Source organism: Cochleicola gelatinilyticus (assembly GCF_001637325.1).
Taxonomy (GTDB): Bacteria; Bacteroidota; Bacteroidia; order Flavobacteriales; family Flavobacteriaceae; genus Cochleicola; species Cochleicola gelatinilyticus.
Window position 1 is genome coordinate 81482 of sequence record NZ_LRXL01000045.1, and the last position, 20105, is coordinate 101586.

Consider the following 20105-nt stretch of genomic DNA (forward strand, 5'->3'; position numbering starts at 1 on the left):
TTTTTATTTATAATTCTTAATTTACTTCTTGAATATCCATTACCATTTGCTCCCAGTTCTTTTGGTTGTCATGTTCAAATTGAGCCCCATTTTCATCTGCATAGGTGAATCTATTTATTGCAGGAGTTCTGCTTGTTGCTTGAAACAATTGGTATGCTTCTTCTTTTAAAGCCTCTTTAATTGGTAAGTCTATAGACGCATACACCGCACGTTTACAAGCAGCAATAGAGTCTGCCGGAAATTTAGAGATACGTTCTGCTAAAGCATCGACATAAGATCCGATCTCATCTGCATCTAAAGCCTTATTAATAGTTCCGAATTTTTCTGCCTCATCTGCGTCCCAATCTCTGGCACTTAAAATAATTTCTAATGCCTTTCCTAATCCGGTTTGTCTTGCCATACGTGAAGCTCCTCCTCCACATGGCAAAATCCCCATTCCTACTTCCATTTGCATAAATTTGGCTTTTCCTCTTGCGGCAAAACGCATGTCTAATGCTAATGCCATTTCGTGTCCGCCACCTCGGGCAAAACCTTCAATTTTAGCGATGGTTGCTTGTGGTACATTGCTTAATCGTTCTAAAACAGACTGTAAGTCTAATAGCTGCATCTCATTTCTTGGCACCGCTTCAGTAGACATATCTCTAAGCAAATTGGTATCGTAATGACAGACCCAATATCCTGGATTCGAAGATTCAAAAACCACTACTTTCACACTTCTATCGCGTTCTAATCGTAAACACAAACTGCTTAAATCTGCTAGCATTTCTTGCCCTTGCACGTTTACGGGACCAAAGTTTATAGTCACTGTTAAAATTCCTCCTTTTTGTTCTGCCGAAAATGTTTGAAAATTCTTGTAGTCCATACTATTGAGTTTTAGGTTATTGTTGTTCTGTTATAATTACAGGACAAAGGTACCTAGGCACTCAAGCTTTGGATAAGTAAAAAACAAAGTGGTTTTAGTAAAAAAGAAGGTAAATGGTATTCTTTCAAGAAATACTTGCCTTATAGGCACCAATGGTCATGCCTTTATAGCTTTGAAAAGTTTTGTTAAGATGACTAGAATCTGTGAAACCTAGTTCAATTGCTATTTCAGAAAACTGCAAGTCGGTATATTTTAATCGGGTTTCTACCAATTTTAATTTATAGTTAAGTATGTACTTTTTTAAAGGAACATCGGTATGTTTTTTAAAGTACTCACTTATGTAATTGTCTGCCATATGAAACTCTTCTGCCAAGTTTTTTGTGGTCAACAATTCTGAATTGTAAATGTTAGCGTGAATAAAGTTGATGATCTGCTGGATTTTGGAAGATTTCACCTCTTTAATCGTATCAGCATTCATATACTGAATATTTCTAGCAATTAAATGAAGAATTACAGACAATGAATTTTGAATTATAAAAATATCATTGGATTGCTTATTTGAATATTCTATTGCTACCATGTTAGCTAAAGAGACTAAATGCGCTTTATCTGAAGCTGTCTCAAATTGCATTTCGCGTAATTGATGGCTTTCACTATTTAAGATTTCTTCAATTTTGCGAAACCAATCGTTGACAGGAAGGGTTGTATTCTGAGACGATGTATTTCTAAAAAAGCTCTTTAAAAATTTAATAGCTGTGACTGTTGTTGCTGTTTCAGCTTGTAGAATATAAATATCGTCAGGAATGAATACAAAAATACTATCATCTGAATAAGGCACCGTTTTACCATTAATTTTTATGGTTCCATTGCCTTTTTCGATGTAAACAATTTCAAAAAATCGAATGGTAGTGTATTTACAAAACGTGAAAAACGTTTCGTTTTTATACTTCTGAATTACGATATTTTCTATAATAGTTCTTGGCACAGGATAAATATATGTAAAGAAAATTTAAGCTAACAAATATGCTTCTATTACTAAGTCCATTAAGCACAATTTGATTCTTTCTTCAATCGCAACACAAAAATCAGCTACACATTCGAATGATGCTTATATTTTTGATAGAACTAGTACACCGTTTTATCTTCCTTCTTTGTCCACTCTTGAAAAGGTTTAATGGCGATTTCGGGAGCTAGTTGCTCAAAGGGAATGCTCCGTTTGTCGTATGGCAACGGAATTTCCTCATAGATAAATGCATCGTCGAATCCTATATTTGCTGCGTCTTCCTGACTGCTTCCATAATATACCTTATCGGGTCTCGCCCAGTATATAGCGCCTAGACACATGGGGCACGGCTCACAAGAGGTGTAAATGGTACAACCGTCTAACTGAAAAGAATCTAAGTTTTTACACGCATCTCTAATTGCGGTCACTTCCGCGTGTGCTGTTGGGTCGTTGGTAGAAGTCACTTTGTTGTTTCCTTTGCCAACGATTTTTCCGTCTTTTACAATCACACATCCAAAAGGACCTCCTTCGTTGTTTTGCATTCCTTTTAACGCTGCATTTACAGCTTCAATCATAAATTTCTTAGTACTCATAACGCTCTTTTGTTACAAATATAAGGATGTTCCGTTTTTGAAATGGTGTACGTAACACTATTTGTAGCTCATTTTTAAAAGTAGGTAACCAATCCTATAAATATAACGCTTACCAATATGTAATACTTCATTATTTTTTTATTCCCCTAACCTACTCACACTAAAAGCGATGACAATTCGCTAAATATTTTGTGAATATTAAAGCACATTTTTAAGACTGTTAGCTGCTACGAACTGTTATATTTGCCCTCCCAAAAAAAGAAACGATATGAGTGCAATATGGTATGAGTGCAAAGTAAAATATAGAAAATTAGATCAAACTACTGGTAAACAGAAAATAGCAACAGAGCCTTTTTTGGTAGATGCTATTTCATATACCGAAGCGGAAAGTAGAATTACGCAAGAAATGGCAGCGTATTTAGCCGATAGTGATGAAATAAAGATCACCAACATTAAAGTGGCGAATTATGCTGAAATTCATCCGTTTGAGAATTCAGACCGCTGGTTTAAATCTCGTATTTCGTTAATTGCTTTCGATGAAGAAAGCGGTAAAGAGCGCAAAGCAAATCAGTACTTATTGGTGCAAGCAAACGATGTAAAAGAAGCTTTCGAGAATACGATGGAAGTGATGAAAGATACCATGGGAGACTTTACCATTCCTGCTATTTCTGAATCTCCTATAATGGATGTTTTCCCTTATTTTTCGGGCGATGAAGATGATCTGGAACGCTTGGAGGAATTTAGCCGTTTAAAAGATTCGGTACCTGTTACTACAGGAATGGACGAGAAGCTTGAAATGGCAGACGCACTTTCTGAAGCGACCGAACCTTCAGTTTAAGACGTCACCTTCCATATATTAAGATGTCAGGTCGTATATTTGCATATGCCATTTAAAAAATTACACCCCGAAATACTAGAGACGCTCGAACAGCAGAACATTGAAACCCCTACTGCGTTTCAGAAAAAAAGCATTCCTGTAATAAAAAGTGGTGCCAATGTGTATTGTATCGCTCCCAAAGGAAGTGGAAAAACAACAACACTAATTGTAACAACGCTTCAGAAATTAAAATGTGAAGCTGTAGGAAACGCACCAAGAGCGATTGTATTGGTCGAACATAAAGAACGCGCTATGGAGATGTACGATGCGTTCTTAAAATTCACAAAATACAACTCATTACGTGTGTATGTAGGATATGAAGAACTGCATGTAGATGTTCAAAAATCGGAGATATTTGAAGGAATCGACATTCTTATTACCACCCCAAAATCGATGAATAAATTGTTTTTATTAAATGGTGTAAATACCGCTAAGTTAAAGATCTTTAGTATCGATGATGCAGAATTCCTTATTCAGAAATCGGCTTATGCGGCTTTAATGTCGATTACACAGAGTGTTCAGAAAAGTCAGTACGTGCTTTATGCAGAGAAGATGCACCCAAAATTAATGCGGTTCGAATCGTATTTTATGGAATACGCTAAAACCATTTCGGTGTAGTTTCAGAAGTGCCAAAATCATTTAAACAAAGTACCATGATACCTAAACTACACTACATTTCTCAGGGAACTTCTATTAAGGATCATCTCGATGCTATTCAGAAGGCATGTACGTCGGGAGCAGAATTGGTGCAATTGCGATTAAAAAATGTTTCAGAAAAGAAATTTTTAAAAGCCGCACACACCGCCAGGGAGATCACAGCGCATTTTCAGACCCGATTACTCATTAACGATTCGTATAAAATAGCGAAAGCAGTTAAGGCAGATGGTGTTCATTTAGGAATTAGTGACCCCTGCCCTACTACTGCAAGACCCGAATTGTATTCTTGGCAGATTATTGGTGGAACAGCCCATACCTTACAAGACTGCGAAACCTTACTGAAAAAGGATGTGGATTATATTAGCTTGGGGCCTTTTCGAGCAACCACTACTAAAGAGGATGTTCCATCAACGGTATTAGGTCTTTCCGGTTATACTGCTATTATGGATGTATTACAAACGGAAACTCCCGTATTAGGTGTAGGTGGAATTACTACGGAAGATGTTACTGCCATTTTAGCAACAGGGATCTCTGGAGTCGCCGTTTCTGAAGCTATTTCAAAAAATTTTAATTCAATACGCACCTTTAATGAATTATTAAATGCTTCTGTAACTGCAGAACAACGGCATACGTTTTAAGTAGTTTTTTAAAAGGTTCTGCGCTGCAAAATTACTAACTGCATTTTATGTTGGTAATAATGCCGTATTCTTATATCGTCGAGACAAGATTTTAAAACTCACAACTCTTAATAATGATATCACTAGTAATATAGCTATACATAAGTTGTTGTAAAATATTCGATAGGTTACCACTACATACCTACATAGTAATATTGCATTCTTTATCCCTGCTTTTATAGAGTAAAGTGTTGTTAATAAACCTTTGTTAAAAAAAGAATGAACGTTCATTTTTTGTGTATCTTTGTATCAGATTTAAAGATTATGGCGAAGCTTCAAAAAAGTATCGATAAACGAAATGCTCTTATTAAGGCCACTATAGAATTGGTGAATAATAATGGTTTTCACGCTACGCCAATGAGCAAGATCGCTAAAATGGCTAATGTATCACCTGCAACCATCTATTTGTACTTTGAAAATAAACAGGATCTGGTAAACAAGACATATATCGAAGTTAAAGAAAGATATACGAGGTTTGCTTTTGCAACCTATACCGAAGATATGAATGTCGAAAAAGGTTTTGAAGTGATCTGGAAGCGCATTGCCGAATTTAAATTAAACGAATGTGAAGATGCGATGTTCTTAGCGCAATGTGATAATACCCCAGTGATCGATGAAGAGAGCAGACAGGAAGGAATAAAGCATCTACAGCCCCTACTCGACCTTTGGGCACGAGGAAAGAAAGAGGGGCTTATAAAACCCATATCAGATTATATTCTGTATGCCTATGCAATTAATCCGCTTTCGTTCTTAATGATTGTTCAAAAAAGAGGTTCGTTTCAACTGGATCAAACACACATAGAAGAAGCTTATCAATCTGCATGGAGCAGTATAAAAGTTTGTCATTAAATTAAAACTGAATACTTAAATAAATTAAATGTATAGTATGGAATTACTGGATAAATTAAATTGGAGATACGCCGCTAAAGCCATGAATGGCGAGAAGGTATCGGAAGACAAAATCGAGCGTATTTTAGAAGCTGCGCGATTGGCTCCCACTTCAAGTGGATTACAACCTTTCGAGATCATAGTTATTAAAAATCAAGAAGTTAAAGAGAAAATAAAACCAGTTGCTTGGAACCAATCTGTGATTACAGACTCTTCTCACCTCCTTGTTTTCGCAGCTTGGGATACTTACACAGCAGAAAGAATTAATTATATGTTCGATCTCACTAACGAGATTCGTGGTTTTAAAAATGAAGGTTGGGAAAATTACCGACAGATGCTTCTAAATTCCTATCCACAGAAAGATGCAGAAGAGAATTTTAATCATGCCGCAAAGCAAGCCTATATTGCATTTTCACAAGCGATAACTGCAGCCGCTTTCGAAGGTGTAGATGCTACTCCCTTAGAAGGATTCGACCCTACTGCCGTAGATGAAATTTTAGGATTACGTGAAAAAGGATTGCGAAGTGCCGTATTGCTTCCTTTAGGATATAGAAAAGAAGATGAAGATTGGTTGGTAAACTTAGTGAAAGTTAGAAAACCTATGCAAGATCTTGTAACGGTTATTGAATAATAGAGAATACTATATTAATTAACTATGAACTTCATTAAAATAGTGGCACTAACTTTTACCATTGTATTAGGTATAAGTTGTAAAGACACTACAAACAAAGTATCTTCTGAAAAAGTTTCAGAAGAAATAAATAAATCAAAAATAGAAAAAGAAATGAACGTACTATTTGTATTAACATCTCATGATAAGTTAGGAGATACAGGAAAAAAAACAGGATTTTGGGTAGAAGAATTTGCTAATCCATATTATACTTTACTCGATAAAGGTGCCAACATTACAATAGCAACTCCAAAAGGAGGAGCAGCACCCATCGATCCAAGTAGTGATGCGCCAGATGCTGCTACTGAAGCAACAGAGCGTTTTGATAAAGACGATAAAGCTCAAAAATTAATTGCCAATACAGAGAAATTATCAACAATTAATGCTGACGATTTCGATGCTGTATTTTACCCTGGAGGTCACGGTCCGTTATGGGATTTGGCGACCGACGCTACTTCGATTGCACTCATAGAAAAATTTAATAGTCAAGAGAAGCCAATTGCTTTTGTGTGTCATGCTCCTGCAGCATTAAAGAATGTAAAATCGGCAGACGGAAATCCTTTGGTACAAGGGAAAAAAGTAACTGGTTTTACGAATACTGAAGAAGATGCGGTGCAACTAACTAATGTAGTCCCTTTTTTAGTTGAAGACATGCTGACAAAGAACGGTGGAATTTATTCTAAAAAAGATGATTGGGCTGCGTATGCGATTCAAGATGGAAATTTAATTACTGGACAAAACCCTGCATCATCAGAGTTAGTTGCCGAAAAGCTAATTGAAAGTTTAAACAACTAATCTTATTCCTTTAATACAAAAAAGGTTGTCTATAAAGGCAACCTTTTTTGTATTAAAGATATTTGATCTTACAAAAGGATACTTTATAAAAGGCTTACGCGTACCTTTTTCTTTTTTAATCGAGTATTGTTTGTGAGCTTGATAATGCTTTCTACTTTACTTTTTGGAACCGCAACAAACGCACAATCTTGTTTTAATTCGATTACGCCAAGTTCATTGCGTTCTAAATTTCCTTGTTTAAAAAACAGTCCGGCGAGATCCCCTTTCGATATTTTATCTTTTCTACCTCCAGAAACAAACAAGGTCGCCCATTTAGATTGAATAGTAGTTTGTTTATCCTGAAGTGTGATTACTTCGGAAGTAGTAATAAAATCGGGGGTAGTTTCTTCTTCCCACTGCAATACATAGGCAGTTCCTTTGGCATTCATTCGAGCCGTTCTACCATTGCGATGGGTAAATTCTTCAGCTTTAAGTGGTAACTGATAATGAATGATGAAATTTAGTTCTGGAATATCTAAACCACGTGCTGCAAGATCTGTTGCAATAAGAACTTGATGCGTTCCGTTTCTAAATTTAATAAGCGCTCGTTCCCTATCGATCTGTTCTAATCCTCCGTAAAAACAACCGTGAGGAATTTCATTTTCAGTTAAATTGGTACTTACAAAATCGATGGTGTTTTTAAAATTACAGAAGATAATTCCCGGTTCGTTGCCTATATGCTTCAGTAGTGCTACAAGTGTTTTTAATTTATCTTTTTCCGAAGCAATTACTTTTTTAATGGCTAAGTGATTAGTTTGAGATCCTAGATAATCGATCACTAATGGATTTTGTAACTGTACAAATTCAGGGATCTCCAGTCCTTGTGTGGCAGAGGTTAAAACGCGTTTTTCAATATTGGGAAGGTGTGCTATAATTTCACGCATTTCAGTTTCAAAACCAACTTCCAGCGATTTATCAAATTCATCGAGAACAATAGTTTTTAGGGAGGCAACTGAAAACATTTCACGTCGTAAGTGATCGGATACCCGACCTGGAGTTCCAATGATGATTGCGGGCGTATGTGCCAATTCAATTTTATCTTTTGAAAAGGGTCTGCCGCCATACACTGCATTGGCTTTAAAGCCAGTACCCATTTCACGAATAACTTGCTCTATTTGGATTGCTAGCTCCCGTGATGGTACTAGGATTAACAATTGTACTCGCTCGTTATCATTATCGAGTAACTGAAGCAAGGGAACTAAAAACGCTACTGTTTTTCCTGTTCCTGTGGGAGATAGAAGTATGGTATTTGGGGTAGAAGAAATCGCTAGTAATGCTTCCTCCTGCATTTCATTTAAACGTTCGATTCCTAATTTGGCAAGAATCTCCTTTTGTGATTTTAATGAATTTCCCATACTGAAAATACTATTTGTTAGACTTCTTTTTCTTCTTTTTTGAAACTACGACTGTATGCTGAGCGTCGGCCGCCTGATGTAATTGGTCTGCGATTAACTTATCTATAAGTTCTTCTTTGGTTAAATGGTGAAAGATTGTTTTAATGGTGGTTTTAAAATCTTCAGAAATTACTTTATTGGGTTTGGTTTTAAAGACTTTGCGTGCCCAAAGAATTGTATTATTTTCTTCGATTGCTGCTTCATCTGCCTTTTTCATTTCAGAAATAACAATTCCTAATTCCTCTTCAAGATCTGGAATATCTGTCACTTCTTCCTCTTGTATTACACTTAATGAAAGCCCCTTTGCTCCTGCTCTTGCAGTTCGTCCACTTCGGTGAACATACGCATCGTACGTGTCGGGTAAATGGTATTGAACCACATAGGTAATCTCTTTTACATCGATTCCTCTAGCGGCAAGATCTGTGGCAACCAATATATTAATATGGCTTTCCCGAAACTGTTCCATAATTCGATCTCTAATCCCCTGCGACAAACTTCCGTGTAGTGCTCCAGAAGAAAATTTATTGATTGCTAATTTTTTTGCTAATTTATTAACGGCTGCTTTTGTTTTACAGAATATAATTCCTCGCTCGCCCTGTCGTGTATTTAGAAAATGCATTAATACATCAAGCTTTTCGATTGGTTTTACTACAACGTATTTATGGTCGATGCCTTGATGTCCTAAGGTTTCCATATCGGCTTCAAGGTGCACTACTTGTTTCGACATGTAATTTTGAACGAGTTGTTTTACTGCACCTGATAGCGTTGCTGTAAACAAAAACGTTCTTCTCTTCTTCGGAAGACCTTTAGTGATTGTATCTAATCCATCTTTTAAAGCGGTTACCATTTCGTCAGCCTCATCGAGTACAAGATATGAGGTGTTAGTGATAGAAACAGCTTTTCGTTGAATTAGATCTATAAGACGACCTGGAGTGGCAACTATAATATGTGTAGGTTGTTGAAGCCGTTCTATTTGAGGTTTTATAGGAATACCACCACAAATAGATGCTATAGAAATTTCTGGTATATGGGACGCAAAATCATTTAAATTTGTGAAGATTTGTTGCCCAAGTTCTCTGGTAGGTACTAAAATTACTACTTGAATGTCTGAGTTTTTAACATCAACTAATTGAAGCAATGGTAATCCAAAAGCAGCTGTTTTACCAGTTCCTGTTTTAGCTAAGGCTACTACATCTTCTTTTTGTTTTAAAAGTACCGGAATAACTTTTTGTTGGATTTCGGTAGGATTCTTTATTGCCAAATTGTGTAATGCAGTTACGAATTTCTTGTCTATTCCTAACTCTAAAAATGTAGTTCCCATACGTGTGTAAATTTATGTACTAAAAATTATAATCTTTTTTGAAAACTATGCCTCCTGTAGAGTTCGTTTTGATTTTCGGTACGTATATTTTGGATAAATACTTCGTTTTGCAAAGCGGTTTAAATTTCCAGCGTTGATCATTTTTTGAAAAACGGGCTTTGTAACTCCGAAATATTCGTAAGTGCTACCATCGGTAAATGTGATTTCAAGCAGAAGTCCTTTATGTTGATAATCTGCAATGGCCGAATTTGTAATAGTTTCTGTATACTCTGGAAGGTTTTTTTCTTTGGTTTCTGGAGCTATACTTACTAAAAAATGATAGCCATCTATAATCTTTCTACTTTGTAATTCTGCTTCTTGTTGCAATGCATCGCCATCTTGAAATTTATCTGGATGCCATTGTTTTACTAAATCACGATAGCTTTTTTTTAGAAGTTTGAGATCTACTTCTTTTTCTACTCCAAATAATTTCTTGTACTCGTTGATACGCTTCATACTGAGGGGGTTTAATTTGGCGCGAAACTACTTCTTTTAAATGGAATTTCTTTTAAATATTCGCGTAATAAAAAAAGCCTACCGTTTCGGGTAGGCTTTAATAGAAAATATAAGAATATATTTAGTTCACTTTTACGTTTACTGCGTTTAATCCTTTGTTACCTTCCTGAAGGTCAAATGTTACTTCATCGCCTTCTCTAATCTCATCGACTAATCCAGAAATGTGTACAAAGTGGTCTTTTTCAACTCCTTCTTCAGTGATGAATCCAAAACCTTTAGTGTCGTTGAAAAATTTTACTGTTCCTTTACTCATTGTAATGTAATTTAATTTATTAATACTTGTTACTTGGCAAAGATGGTGCCATTAAATTAGATTACAGCGAATTATCTCATTTATTATTAAAAAATGTGATTATTTGTTTTTTTGCGTTTCAGATAGAAGGGAAAATTACTTTGTATAATTACCCGAATACGTATCTTTATTTTTTTAATTATTCGATACACAAGGTGGAACAAATTAAAGCGTATTTAGATCAAATGGCTTCCATATCTGAAGTAGATTGGAATTTCTTTATGTCTAAATTACAACGACGGGTTATTCCGAAGAAGGATGTATTTTTAAAATTAGATGAGATTGAAAACACTATCTCATTTATTGAATCTGGTGTGGTACGTTTGTTTATTCCGAAGGAAGACCCCGATAAAGAAATAACTTTTGGTTTTAGTTTTAAAAATCAATTCATTAGTGCCTACGATTCTTTTTTAACTCAAGAACCCTCTGCATATCAATTACAAGCTCTCACCGAAACCACGCTTTTAAGTATCACTTATGAAGATCTTCAAGCGGTATATAAAAAAACTCAAATAGGTAATTTAATAGGTAGACTTACTGCAGAGCGGTTATTTCTATTAAAATCGAAACGAGAACAAAACCTTTTAAACCTTAGTGCAGAACAACGGTATGTAAAATTATTTAAAGAACGTCCCGAACTTTTAAAAGTAATTCCTTTAAAATATATTAGTTCCTATATTGGCGTAACTGCACAGGCATTAAGTAGAATTAGAAAACGGCTATAACGATTTTTTTTCTTGATTTAGGTTCATTGTTTCACTCGAAACCACCCTATATCTTTGTAAAAAAAAGCTATGGCAGTTGTAATTTTTGTGTTAGTACTTTGGTACGGAGGTTTGTTCTTTCAATCTTTTTTTTTACATCGGTATGCAGCGCATCAAGTTTTTACCATGTCCAAGACCATGGAACGTATTACCTTCGTTTTAACGTGGATTTTTCAAGGCTCTAGTTATCTAAGCGCCTATGGGTATGGAATCATGCACCGTATGCACCATGCTTTTACAGATACAGAAGACGACCCACACTCCCCTTCTCATGATCCCAATTTATTTGCCATGATGTGGAAAACAAAAACCATTTATCAGGATATTAATCAACAACGCATTGCTATCGATGCACGTTTTACGAAAAATGTTCCCCAATGGTCGAGTTTCGATACGTTTGCAAGTTCTCGTTTTTCTCGAATAGTATGGGGAAGTCTTTATATTTTATTCTTTGTATGTTTTGCGACCACTTGGTGGCAATGGCTACTTTTACCCGTTACCCTATTTATGGCTCCCATACATGGTGTCATTATAAATTGGTTTGGACATATTTATGGATATGTAAACTATAATGTTAAAAACACTAGTAAAAACCTCTTTCGCTTCGATTTTCTAATGATGGGCGAAGGGTATCATAACAATCATCATAAATACGCTAGCAGAGCTAATTTTGGAGTAAAATGGTATGAAGTAGATCTTACTTATGTAATTATCAAAATACTAGACGCATTTGGGCTTATTAAATTGAAGCCTGTTAGAATTCGAAAATAATGTTGTCTTGAAAGAACTAACTTCGGGATCTACCAAATTTTAATTCGTTCTTCTTTTGGCTTATAATTTTTTTGTCCTTCTGTAACTTGAAAAGCATCATAAAAAGGGGTGAAATTCATTAGAGGACCATTAACGCGCCATATTGGTGGAGAGTGTGAATCTGTAGTGACATAATTTCGCAAAAATTCTTCACGCATTTTAACTCGCCAAATTCTTGCGATCGACAAAAAGAATCGTTGATCTGGAGTATACCCTCCTATCTTAGTGCTATCTTTTCCTTGATCTGTCATTTTAAATGCATCGTATGCGATGGCGATACCACCATTGTCAGCGGTATTCTCACCTACCGTTAAAGCTCCTTTTAAATACACGCTATCTAATACAGTAAACTGACTATATTGATTTATAATTTGTTTTGTTTTTGCTTCGAACATTTTATAGTCAGTTTCGGTCCACCAGTTTGACACATTTCCATTTTTATCATACTGTGCACCTTGGTCATCGAAAGCATGAGTAAATTCATGACCTATTACCATTCCAATACCCCCATAATTAACTGCATCATCGGCGTATAAATCAAAGTAAGGGGCTTGAAGAATCCCTGCAGGAAAAACTATCTCGTTTAAAGATGGATTATAATAGGCAGTAACGGTAGATGGTGTGGTATGCCACTCGTTTCTATTTGGGGGTTGGTTTAATTGGGATAATTCGTATTGATATTCATCCTTTCGCAAAGCAACGACATTTTCAAAAAACTTATCCCGATCTATTTCAACATTATACGTACGCCATACATCTGGATATCCAATTTTCTTGTTAATGGCATATAATTTATCTATAGCTTTAACCTTAGTACTATCACTCATCCAATCTAAGTTACTAATTCGTTGTTCGAGTGTTTTCTGAAAATTTGTAACCAATGCCAACGCTCTGTCCTTCGCATCTTCGTTAAAATAACGTTTTACATACAATTGTCCTAACGCAAAACCCAACTGCCTATCTACTTTACGTGTCATTAGTTTCGCTCGATCTTGTTGTTCAGATTGACCAGAAAGAATTTTTTCATATTCAAAAGCTGCTTCTTGAAATGAGGAACTTAAAATCGCATCATGAGATCTTATAGAATGAGCCTTTAAGTAAAGTTTCCAATCTTCTAAAGGTGTTGTGTTAAGCATAGAATTTAACGTTTTATAATATACAGGTTGTCGTATATCAATAGAATCTACATCAGCACCCATTTTATCTAATAGTGTGTGCCAATCTATATTCGGTTGTGTTGTATGTAAATCTTGTATTGAAAATTTGTTGTAATTCTCTTTTACAATACGACGTTCTATTCTCGTTTTGTGCGATTTTGCAAGTGCAGATTCTATTGCATATACTGTATTTGCCTTCTTTAATGTATTTTCTTCTCCGATTAATTCAAATACATTACTTAAATACTGCTTATATGCCTCTTGAATTTCTTTAACTGAGGTACCTTCACTAAAATAATAATCACGATCTGGTAGCCCTAATCCCGCTTGAGAAAAGTGTAATATATTAATGGAACTATTTTCTTGGTCGGGAGATATCCTAGGAGCAAATATGGAATAATCTCCAGAAGTGATTTGCTTAGCAACAAAATTTAACATTGTAGCAGTATTGTCTATTGCTTCTATCTGTTGTAAAATAGGCATTAAAGGAGCTTTTCCTCGCTCATTAATCTTTAATGTATCCATTCCAGAAGCGTAAAAATCTCCGACTTGCTGTTCTATACTGCCTTCTTGATGACTACCTGCTGAAACATCATTGAGAATATTTTGTAATAGTTGCTGCTGAGGAATATTCAAGAAGCGGTATGCACCTACTCCCACTTGATCGTCTGCGATTGGGGTATTCTCAAACCAAATTTTATTTACGTGATTGAAAAAATCATCTCCAGGACTTATAGAATCTGTAATTCCATCAAAAACCACTTGATGAGCTATAGGGTTAGATTCAACTTCGGATTTATGTTGTTCGTTGCAACCTAAAATAAAGGAACAGATAACAATTATGTAGGATAAATTTCTCATATTCATAGTTTTATAGTTTCTCAAATATAGTCATTATATACTTTTAGAAGTTTCAATTACAATTTTTCAAATTAGAACGTTCCCTCCGCCACTTTTACATAGTTAACATTCATTTTAAAGTTTCAGAGAGAGTTAAAACAAACCTACATTTACATTTAAACGATGTTATTTGCTTTTAAACGAATTTAATCGTATTATTGAACCTTAAAAGCATATTACCCCCGAACTAAAAAATAGTTATTATGTCTACTACAACGAACTTAACAGTACTTTTTATCATTTTATTTTTAGGATCGAGCATTACTTATGCTCAAAAAAAAGATGATGCTCAATACATTATTAATGGAGATGTTACCATAAAAAAATACCATGATCGAGAAGAGCTTGAAAAATTGCAAAAAGGACAGTTACTTGATTTATATAACCGGCGCATCGAGATTATAATAAAAATTCTTCCTAACATCGCATTTGCAACGCATCCAAATGTAACTATGACTTCTTTGGGGATTCCAAATACAAAGGATAATCGGAGAGCTTTAAAAGATAACCTTGAAGCCACAGACATCTATTTTGATAATACCATCGAGTTTCAAAAAATTGTTCTTCCCTATTCCGATAAAACAAATTTAATTTCTGCCATACTTTTTTACGAAGAAACCTTAAAAGGGCTACATACGTACAATGATTTCAATTAATGGTTTAGCTATTTACTAGCCAAGTCATCACAAATAATGTATTTAATCGCATAAATTTGCACGTTGTCGATTTTATGATTACTTTTATTCATAATTAAAGTATAAATTTAACAAAACTATCCCCATGTTTATTAAAAGACCCCTTATCCTACTCACTTTTCTATTTTTATCGGGATCCATTTATTCTCAACAAGAAAAGGGCATTTTTGGTGTTGATAATTGGCTAAGTCTTTGGACTGAATTTAATTCCGGTGACATTAATTACAATAAACCAACACAAATTCTTTCTGGAACAATTAATAAAAACACCACCTTACTTAAGAAAGAAACCTACCTCTTACTCGGAAATGTCTTTGTTACCGATAGCACCCAATTAATTATAGAACCCGGCACAGTAATTCTTGGAGATTATAAATCAAAAGGAGCATTAATCATCACTAGCGGTTCAAAAATAATTGCTGAAGGAACACAAACAGATCCTATTGTCTTTTCTTCAAACAAAAGTGTAAAGAAACCTGGTGATTGGGGTGGAATTTTTATTTTAGGAGATGCTCCTACTAATAAGACGGGCACTATCTGGGACTTAGATTATGGATTAAAACCTTCCGAAACACTTCAATATGGAGGCTGTGATACCGAGAGTAATTCTGGAATTTTAAAATATGTACGTATAGAGTATGCTGGAAAAAGAACTAAAAAATATGGATATTTTAATGGACTCACTTTAGCCGGAGTAGGAAGTGAAACTATTCTAGAAAATATTATGATTAGCTATTGTGAAGGTAGTTCGTACTATGTTATGGGTGGCAATGCGATACTATCTCAAACGGTATCTTTTCGCTCTAAAAGAAATGATTTCGTGTTTCATAATGGAGCTCAATCTTACCTTACCAATTCTTTAGCAATTAAATCTCCCTATTATACCGCCTCAGGAGGAGCTAGTAGCTTATACCTAGCTTCTACTAACAAAGATGATGATGTCGATCCTACAAAAAAACATACACATCTTGAAGCAAAAAATATAACCCTACTTACAATTAGCGATGACTTAGATGCAGCTATCGAAGTGGGATTAGTAAGCGAAGCGATGCACGTTAAAAAAGGGGCAACTTTCTCTATTAAAAAAAGTGTTTTTTCAGGTTTTAACCCTGCTGTTGTAATGAATAATAAAATCATGATCAATAATACAAACTTGAACAACATGGAATTTAGCAACATGTATTTTAATAATTGTAGAGGAAATATTTTTACTGAAGGTCAGCCAAATAATGAAGATCTTGAAAATTGGTACGGAAATCGAAGCTTTCAGAATGTTTATTCGCATGGGTCTGATAATGAAACCTTTATTTCTGTTGAAAATTTAAACGATCCCGATTTTAGATTACGAATAAATAAAATTATAGCAAGCAATCTTCCTGACGAAGATGAAGAATAAGAATCCCTCAAAAAACTAACAAAAACTCAAACTCACATGCATCATCCCCAAGTAACGATGCTTAGAAATTATCGTGGTAAACCATTAAAGCAAACCAAATGGCCAAAACTACCTTTCTTACTTTTATCTCTTCGCTCTGTTGTTTTTTAGGTGTATTTCATCTTCAAATCACACATGCACAGATTGTTATTGGTAAGCCTGTATTAGAATTCACACAAGCATGTGCGAACGATACTTTTAATTCGTTTACAACAAGCTTTGTTTTTAGTCCAGAATCGGGTGTTGAAACTTCGAATCAGTTTCTCATTGAACTTTCTGATGCCACTGGAAGTTTTAATACTGCGACAACTGTATTTACCTCAAATCCTGGAGCAATCACCGCTTCTCCTGCCAATGTATCATTCTCCCTACCCATGTTTACTGCTGGTGAGGAATATAAGATTAGAATTAAAAGCACTCACCCAGAAGCTGTAAGTGCATCATCCAATAGCTTTGCGGCATATTATAAGATTCAGGATAGTCCTTTTACTATTAACGATCTTACTGCTACCGCCGTTTTTTGTCCTGGAGGCAGTTACCTATTGTCAATAGATAATCCTGGTACTGGAGATAATGATTCTCCATTACAATATCCTTCCTTGACATTTAACTGGATGAAAGAGACAGGTCCTACTACTTCTGTAATTATAGGTCAAGGTCCTACCTTAGCTGTTTCAGAAGCAGGAGTATATTTTGCTGAAACTAATTATGGAAGCTGTACTTCAGATTCTTTTTCAAATCGAGTAACAGTTTCAGAAGCTACTTCCGAAGAAAGCGCCGATGCTACAATCGTATCTTCTCTTGGTAATCCTTTTTGTTCTCAAGAGGGACCGACAACATTGCAAACTATTACCGGGAACAGTTATACTTGGTTTAAAAATGGGACGATCATCCCTGGAGCGACATCGCAAACGTACGAAACCGAATCATCAGGTTTATACGAAGTTATCGTCTCTTTTGGCAGTTGTGAAGCTTCTGGAAGTATCGACTTGAATACTGGTGATTTTACCGCAGAAATAAATGTGCCCGAAACAAATTTGCTGGAATCTGGAGAGACAATCGATGTTTTAGTTACTACCAATGCGATAGCTCCAGAGTTTAAATGGTTTTTAAATGAAGAAGAAATTTCAGGTGCTCTTGAGAACTCATTCACTGTGACAGAATTTGGATTATACCGCATAGAAATTACACAAACCGACGGTTGCGTTTTTACCAAAGAGCTCTCTTTTCAAGTAGATGAGTTTACAGACCCGTTTCCTAATGTTGATAAAATTCCCAATATAATCAGCCCCAATGGAGATGGAATTAATGACACCTGGATTATTCCTATTGAGTATACCAGCGGTACTAATAGCAATGTCACTATTCTAAAACGAAATGGTGAAGATGTGTTTAGCACAAACGATTATGTGAACAACTGGCCCGAAGATCCACTTCCCTTTTCAGATGTAAATCAGGTGTTTTATTACATAATTACTCCACCCGATAAAGATCCCATTAAAGGTTCGATAACCGTATTAAAATGATATAAATATTTTAGCAAACCACCGTGAAAACAGTTTTTATCCCCATACTAATTTTCTTCTGTACGTTACAGATGATCTATTCTCAGTCTGAGAATGGTGTGGTTGCGCTAGATATTCCCGTACGAAATTCTTTAATGTTTAATCGGTTTATAGCCAACCCTACTTTTAGCTTTGTGCGTGAACCAAATATGTATATTGCTCTTACCAATAAAAGAGAATTGTTAGAACTAGAAGATGCTCCCCAAACATTTCTCGGTACGTATTCGGGAAGATTTGGAGAAAATGTTGGAGCAGGAATTGGGCTCTTTCAACAAAATTACGGGGTATTTACCACCTTCGGAGGATTATTAAATGTAGCATACAACATTCGTTTACAAGAAGATAGCAACCTTACTTTTGGTATAAATGCCGGCGCTTATAACAGTGGTTTGAATAATGGAAAGGTCGTTACAAATTTCGATGATCCGGCTTTAGAAAACATTCCATCAAATTTTTCACTTACTGCGAGTCCGTCGTTTAATTATGGTACTGGATTCATGGACTTCGGAATCACGTTACACAATATTGTCACCTATAATTTTCAAACGTCAGGAATTATCAAAGAGAATCCAGAACAAGGTATTCAGGGACACCTTATGTATACGGGCTACTTAGGTGGGTACGGATTTTTTGGTGAAAGTAAATTTACAGCCTTAGGAAAAACTGAGTTTCAGAAAGACAATACTATTCTTTCGGGAACCATTCTTCTTACCGTACCAAAAGGTATTTGGGCGCAAGCAAGTTACAATACGATCTATGGAGCTTCGGGAGGTTTAGGAATAAACATTACTCCCCAAATTGCGATAGAATATCAATACGAAAAAGCATTTATGGGACTTTCAGATCTTGGCGCATCGCATGAGATCACCCTCGCCTACCGATTTAAAAACAACAATTATTACGATTACAGTAGAGATGAAGAATTAGCGGGACTGTTTACATCTGGCAGCAAACGCAAGAAAAAGAAAAGCAGTAAAAAAGCGGTTGCAACTACTCCGGAAACAACCATAACACAACCTGAAGAGGAATCTATACCAGAAGATCTTTTTACAGATACCAGAGAAAAAGAAAGAATAGCAGCCAAAGAAAAGGCACGCCAAGAAGCGGAAGCACAAGCGAGAATTGCTTCGGAAGAAAAAGCACGCCAAGAAGCGGAAGCACAAGCGAGAATTGCTTCGGAAGAAAAAGCACGTCAAGAAGCAGAAACACAAGCGAGAATTGTTTCGGAAGAAAAAGAAGTGAAAGAAACAACTTCAGAAATTATAAATCCAACCGATGCAATAGGACAACAATTAAACACACTAACCAACCAAACTGAAACTGAAGCGGTGGCTCAAACCAAACTTCTCGCTCAATTAGAGTCGGCGGTCGCAAGCAAACAACAAACCTTATCGGATCTTAAAGAAGAAAACGATTTGGGAGAGCAAGGAATTTTTGTAGCGCCAAAACCGTTTAAAAGTATTACAGGAGAAAATGAAGCGATTGAAAATTTAAAAATTAATCTAGATACGGTTATTCTACGACAAGCTAGAAAAATTGCACAATTGGAAGCATTACTTATAGATAGAAGAAAAACGTTTAAGAATAAGGATGACGCTACGAATTTACACTTTCAAACTACGTTGGCTACGTTAAAATCTGAACAGAACAAAGCTATTAAGACACGTGAAGCTTTAGTCTCATCGCTAACGCAAATCGCTGTTGCTACTGCATTTGAAAGAAAAAGAAGAATAAAACGTGCTTCATATACTAATGAAGAGGCTAGATATTCACAAGATAGAGCACGATTGGCTGCTATTAAACAAAATACGCCAAAACAACAAACTCCACTTGCAATTGAAGATCTAGATTTTGGTGAAGAGCGAAATACGAACATTCAAATCCTTAAAAATGTTTCTAATACCGAGAGTGGTTATTATTTAGTGGTTGCTGTTCATAACGACTCTGGTAAAAGAGACGATTTCCTTACGAAAGTTGTGGCTTCCGGAAAACAGAACATCGATTTCTTCTATGATGTAAATACAAGTAAGTATTATATATACACACAGAAATTCGATTCGATTCAGGAAGCGAATGCAGCATTAAATTTAAAAGGAAACAATATATACGAAGAAAAAATGTCATTACTTAAAATTGAAAATTAAATGTAAAAACGA

20 protein-coding genes are annotated in these 20105 nt (G+C 35.5%); 12 read left to right on the forward strand and 8 right to left on the reverse strand.

Annotated elements, in window-relative coordinates; genetic code table 11:
- Positions 1–16: 16 nt before the first annotated feature.
- The 3 genes from ULVI_RS10955 to ULVI_RS10965 all read right to left on the reverse strand — a co-directional run bounded on the left by ULVI_RS10955 (position 17) and on the right by ULVI_RS10965 (position 2458).
- Positions 17–862, reverse strand: a complete 846-nt coding sequence (locus tag ULVI_RS10955) for an enoyl-CoA hydratase/isomerase family protein (RefSeq protein ID WP_068592760.1) — start codon at positions 860–862, stop codon at positions 17–19.
- 124 nt (positions 863–986) lie between these two features.
- The gene (locus ULVI_RS10960) at positions 987–1847 is read right to left on the reverse strand and encodes an AraC family transcriptional regulator (RefSeq protein ID WP_068592762.1); all 861 of its coding nucleotides are present in this window, start codon (positions 1845–1847) and stop codon (positions 987–989) included.
- A 140-nt stretch (positions 1848–1987) separates the two neighbouring features.
- On the reverse strand, positions 1988–2458 hold the full coding sequence (locus tag ULVI_RS10965; RefSeq protein ID WP_068592764.1) for a nucleoside deaminase: 471 nt from the start codon (positions 2456–2458) through the stop codon (positions 1988–1990).
- Positions 2459–2726: 268 nt separating this feature from the next.
- Here ULVI_RS10965 and ULVI_RS10970 point away from each other — a divergent pair, with 268 nt between their 5' ends.
- The 6 genes from ULVI_RS10970 to ULVI_RS10995 all read left to right on the forward strand — a co-directional run bounded on the left by ULVI_RS10970 (position 2727) and on the right by ULVI_RS10995 (position 7022).
- A complete protein-coding gene (locus ULVI_RS10970; protein ID WP_068592766.1) occupies positions 2727–3296 on the forward strand; it encodes a DUF4494 domain-containing protein in 570 nt (189 codons plus the stop codon).
- Positions 3297–3341: 45 nt separating this feature from the next.
- Positions 3342–3953: a DEAD/DEAH box helicase gene (locus ULVI_RS10975; RefSeq protein ID WP_068592768.1), complete on the forward strand. Its 612-nt coding sequence runs from the start codon at positions 3342–3344 to the stop codon at positions 3951–3953.
- 35 nt (positions 3954–3988) lie between these two features.
- Complete coding sequence (locus ULVI_RS10980) at positions 3989–4630, forward strand: thiamine phosphate synthase (RefSeq protein WP_068592770.1); 642 nt, start codon at positions 3989–3991, stop codon at positions 4628–4630.
- A gap of 303 nt (positions 4631–4933) precedes the next feature.
- On the forward strand, positions 4934–5518 hold the full coding sequence (locus ULVI_RS10985) for a TetR/AcrR family transcriptional regulator (protein WP_068593097.1): 585 nt from the start codon (positions 4934–4936) through the stop codon (positions 5516–5518).
- 37 nt (positions 5519–5555) lie between these two features.
- Positions 5556–6188 carry an NAD(P)H-dependent oxidoreductase gene (locus ULVI_RS10990; protein WP_068592772.1) on the forward strand — a complete coding sequence of 211 codons (633 nt, stop codon included), beginning with the start codon at positions 5556–5558 and terminating at the stop codon, positions 6186–6188.
- 24 nt (positions 6189–6212) lie between these two features.
- The gene (locus ULVI_RS10995; protein WP_197463505.1) at positions 6213–7022 is read left to right on the forward strand and encodes a type 1 glutamine amidotransferase domain-containing protein; all 810 of its coding nucleotides are present in this window, start codon (positions 6213–6215) and stop codon (positions 7020–7022) included.
- Positions 7023–7105: 83 nt separating this feature from the next.
- Here the strand turns inward: ULVI_RS10995 and ULVI_RS11000 are convergent, their stop codons facing one another.
- The 4 genes from ULVI_RS11000 to ULVI_RS11015 form a co-directional block, all read right to left on the reverse strand.
- A complete protein-coding gene (locus tag ULVI_RS11000; protein WP_068592773.1) occupies positions 7106–8416 on the reverse strand; it encodes a DEAD/DEAH box helicase in 1311 nt (436 codons plus the stop codon).
- 10 nt (positions 8417–8426) lie between these two features.
- A complete protein-coding gene (locus ULVI_RS11005) occupies positions 8427–9776 on the reverse strand; it encodes a DEAD/DEAH box helicase (protein ID WP_068592775.1) in 1350 nt (449 codons plus the stop codon).
- Positions 9777–9821: 45 nt separating this feature from the next.
- Positions 9822–10271 (reverse strand): KTSC domain-containing protein, encoded by a 450-nt coding sequence (locus ULVI_RS11010; RefSeq protein WP_068592777.1) that lies wholly within the window; start codon positions 10269–10271, stop codon positions 9822–9824.
- A gap of 121 nt (positions 10272–10392) precedes the next feature.
- Positions 10393–10584, reverse strand: a complete 192-nt coding sequence (locus tag ULVI_RS11015; RefSeq protein WP_068592780.1) for a cold-shock protein — start codon at positions 10582–10584, stop codon at positions 10393–10395.
- 194 nt (positions 10585–10778) lie between these two features.
- On the opposite strand from ULVI_RS11015, the gene ULVI_RS11020 reads away from it, so the two are divergent.
- Positions 10779–11348, forward strand: coding sequence for a Crp/Fnr family transcriptional regulator (locus tag ULVI_RS11020; protein ID WP_068593099.1), 570 nt, complete (start codon positions 10779–10781; stop codon positions 11346–11348).
- Positions 11349–11417: 69 nt separating this feature from the next.
- Positions 11418–12158, forward strand: a complete 741-nt coding sequence (locus ULVI_RS11025; RefSeq protein ID WP_068592782.1) for an acyl-CoA desaturase — start codon at positions 11418–11420, stop codon at positions 12156–12158.
- Between the two features lie 29 nt (positions 12159–12187).
- Here the strand turns inward: ULVI_RS11025 and ULVI_RS11030 are convergent, their stop codons facing one another.
- On the reverse strand, positions 12188–14215 hold the full coding sequence (locus ULVI_RS11030; protein ID WP_068592784.1) for a M13 family metallopeptidase: 2028 nt from the start codon (positions 14213–14215) through the stop codon (positions 12188–12190).
- Between the two features lie 242 nt (positions 14216–14457).
- Here ULVI_RS11030 and ULVI_RS11035 point away from each other — a divergent pair, with 242 nt between their 5' ends.
- The 4 genes from ULVI_RS11035 (at position 14458) to ULVI_RS15345 (ending at position 20093) form a co-directional block, all read left to right on the forward strand.
- Positions 14458–14910 (forward strand): hypothetical protein, encoded by a 453-nt coding sequence (locus ULVI_RS11035; RefSeq protein WP_068592786.1) that lies wholly within the window; start codon positions 14458–14460, stop codon positions 14908–14910.
- A 124-nt stretch (positions 14911–15034) separates the two neighbouring features.
- Positions 15035–16345, forward strand: coding sequence for a hypothetical protein (locus ULVI_RS11040; protein ID WP_082830852.1), 1311 nt, complete (start codon positions 15035–15037; stop codon positions 16343–16345).
- 98 nt (positions 16346–16443) lie between these two features.
- On the forward strand, positions 16444–17910 hold the full coding sequence (locus tag ULVI_RS11045) for a T9SS type B sorting domain-containing protein (protein WP_068592788.1): 1467 nt from the start codon (positions 16444–16446) through the stop codon (positions 17908–17910).
- A 23-nt stretch (positions 17911–17933) separates the two neighbouring features.
- Positions 17934–20093, forward strand: coding sequence for a PorP/SprF family type IX secretion system membrane protein (locus ULVI_RS15345; RefSeq protein ID WP_082830853.1), 2160 nt, complete (start codon positions 17934–17936; stop codon positions 20091–20093).
- Positions 20094–20105 lie beyond the last annotated feature (12 nt).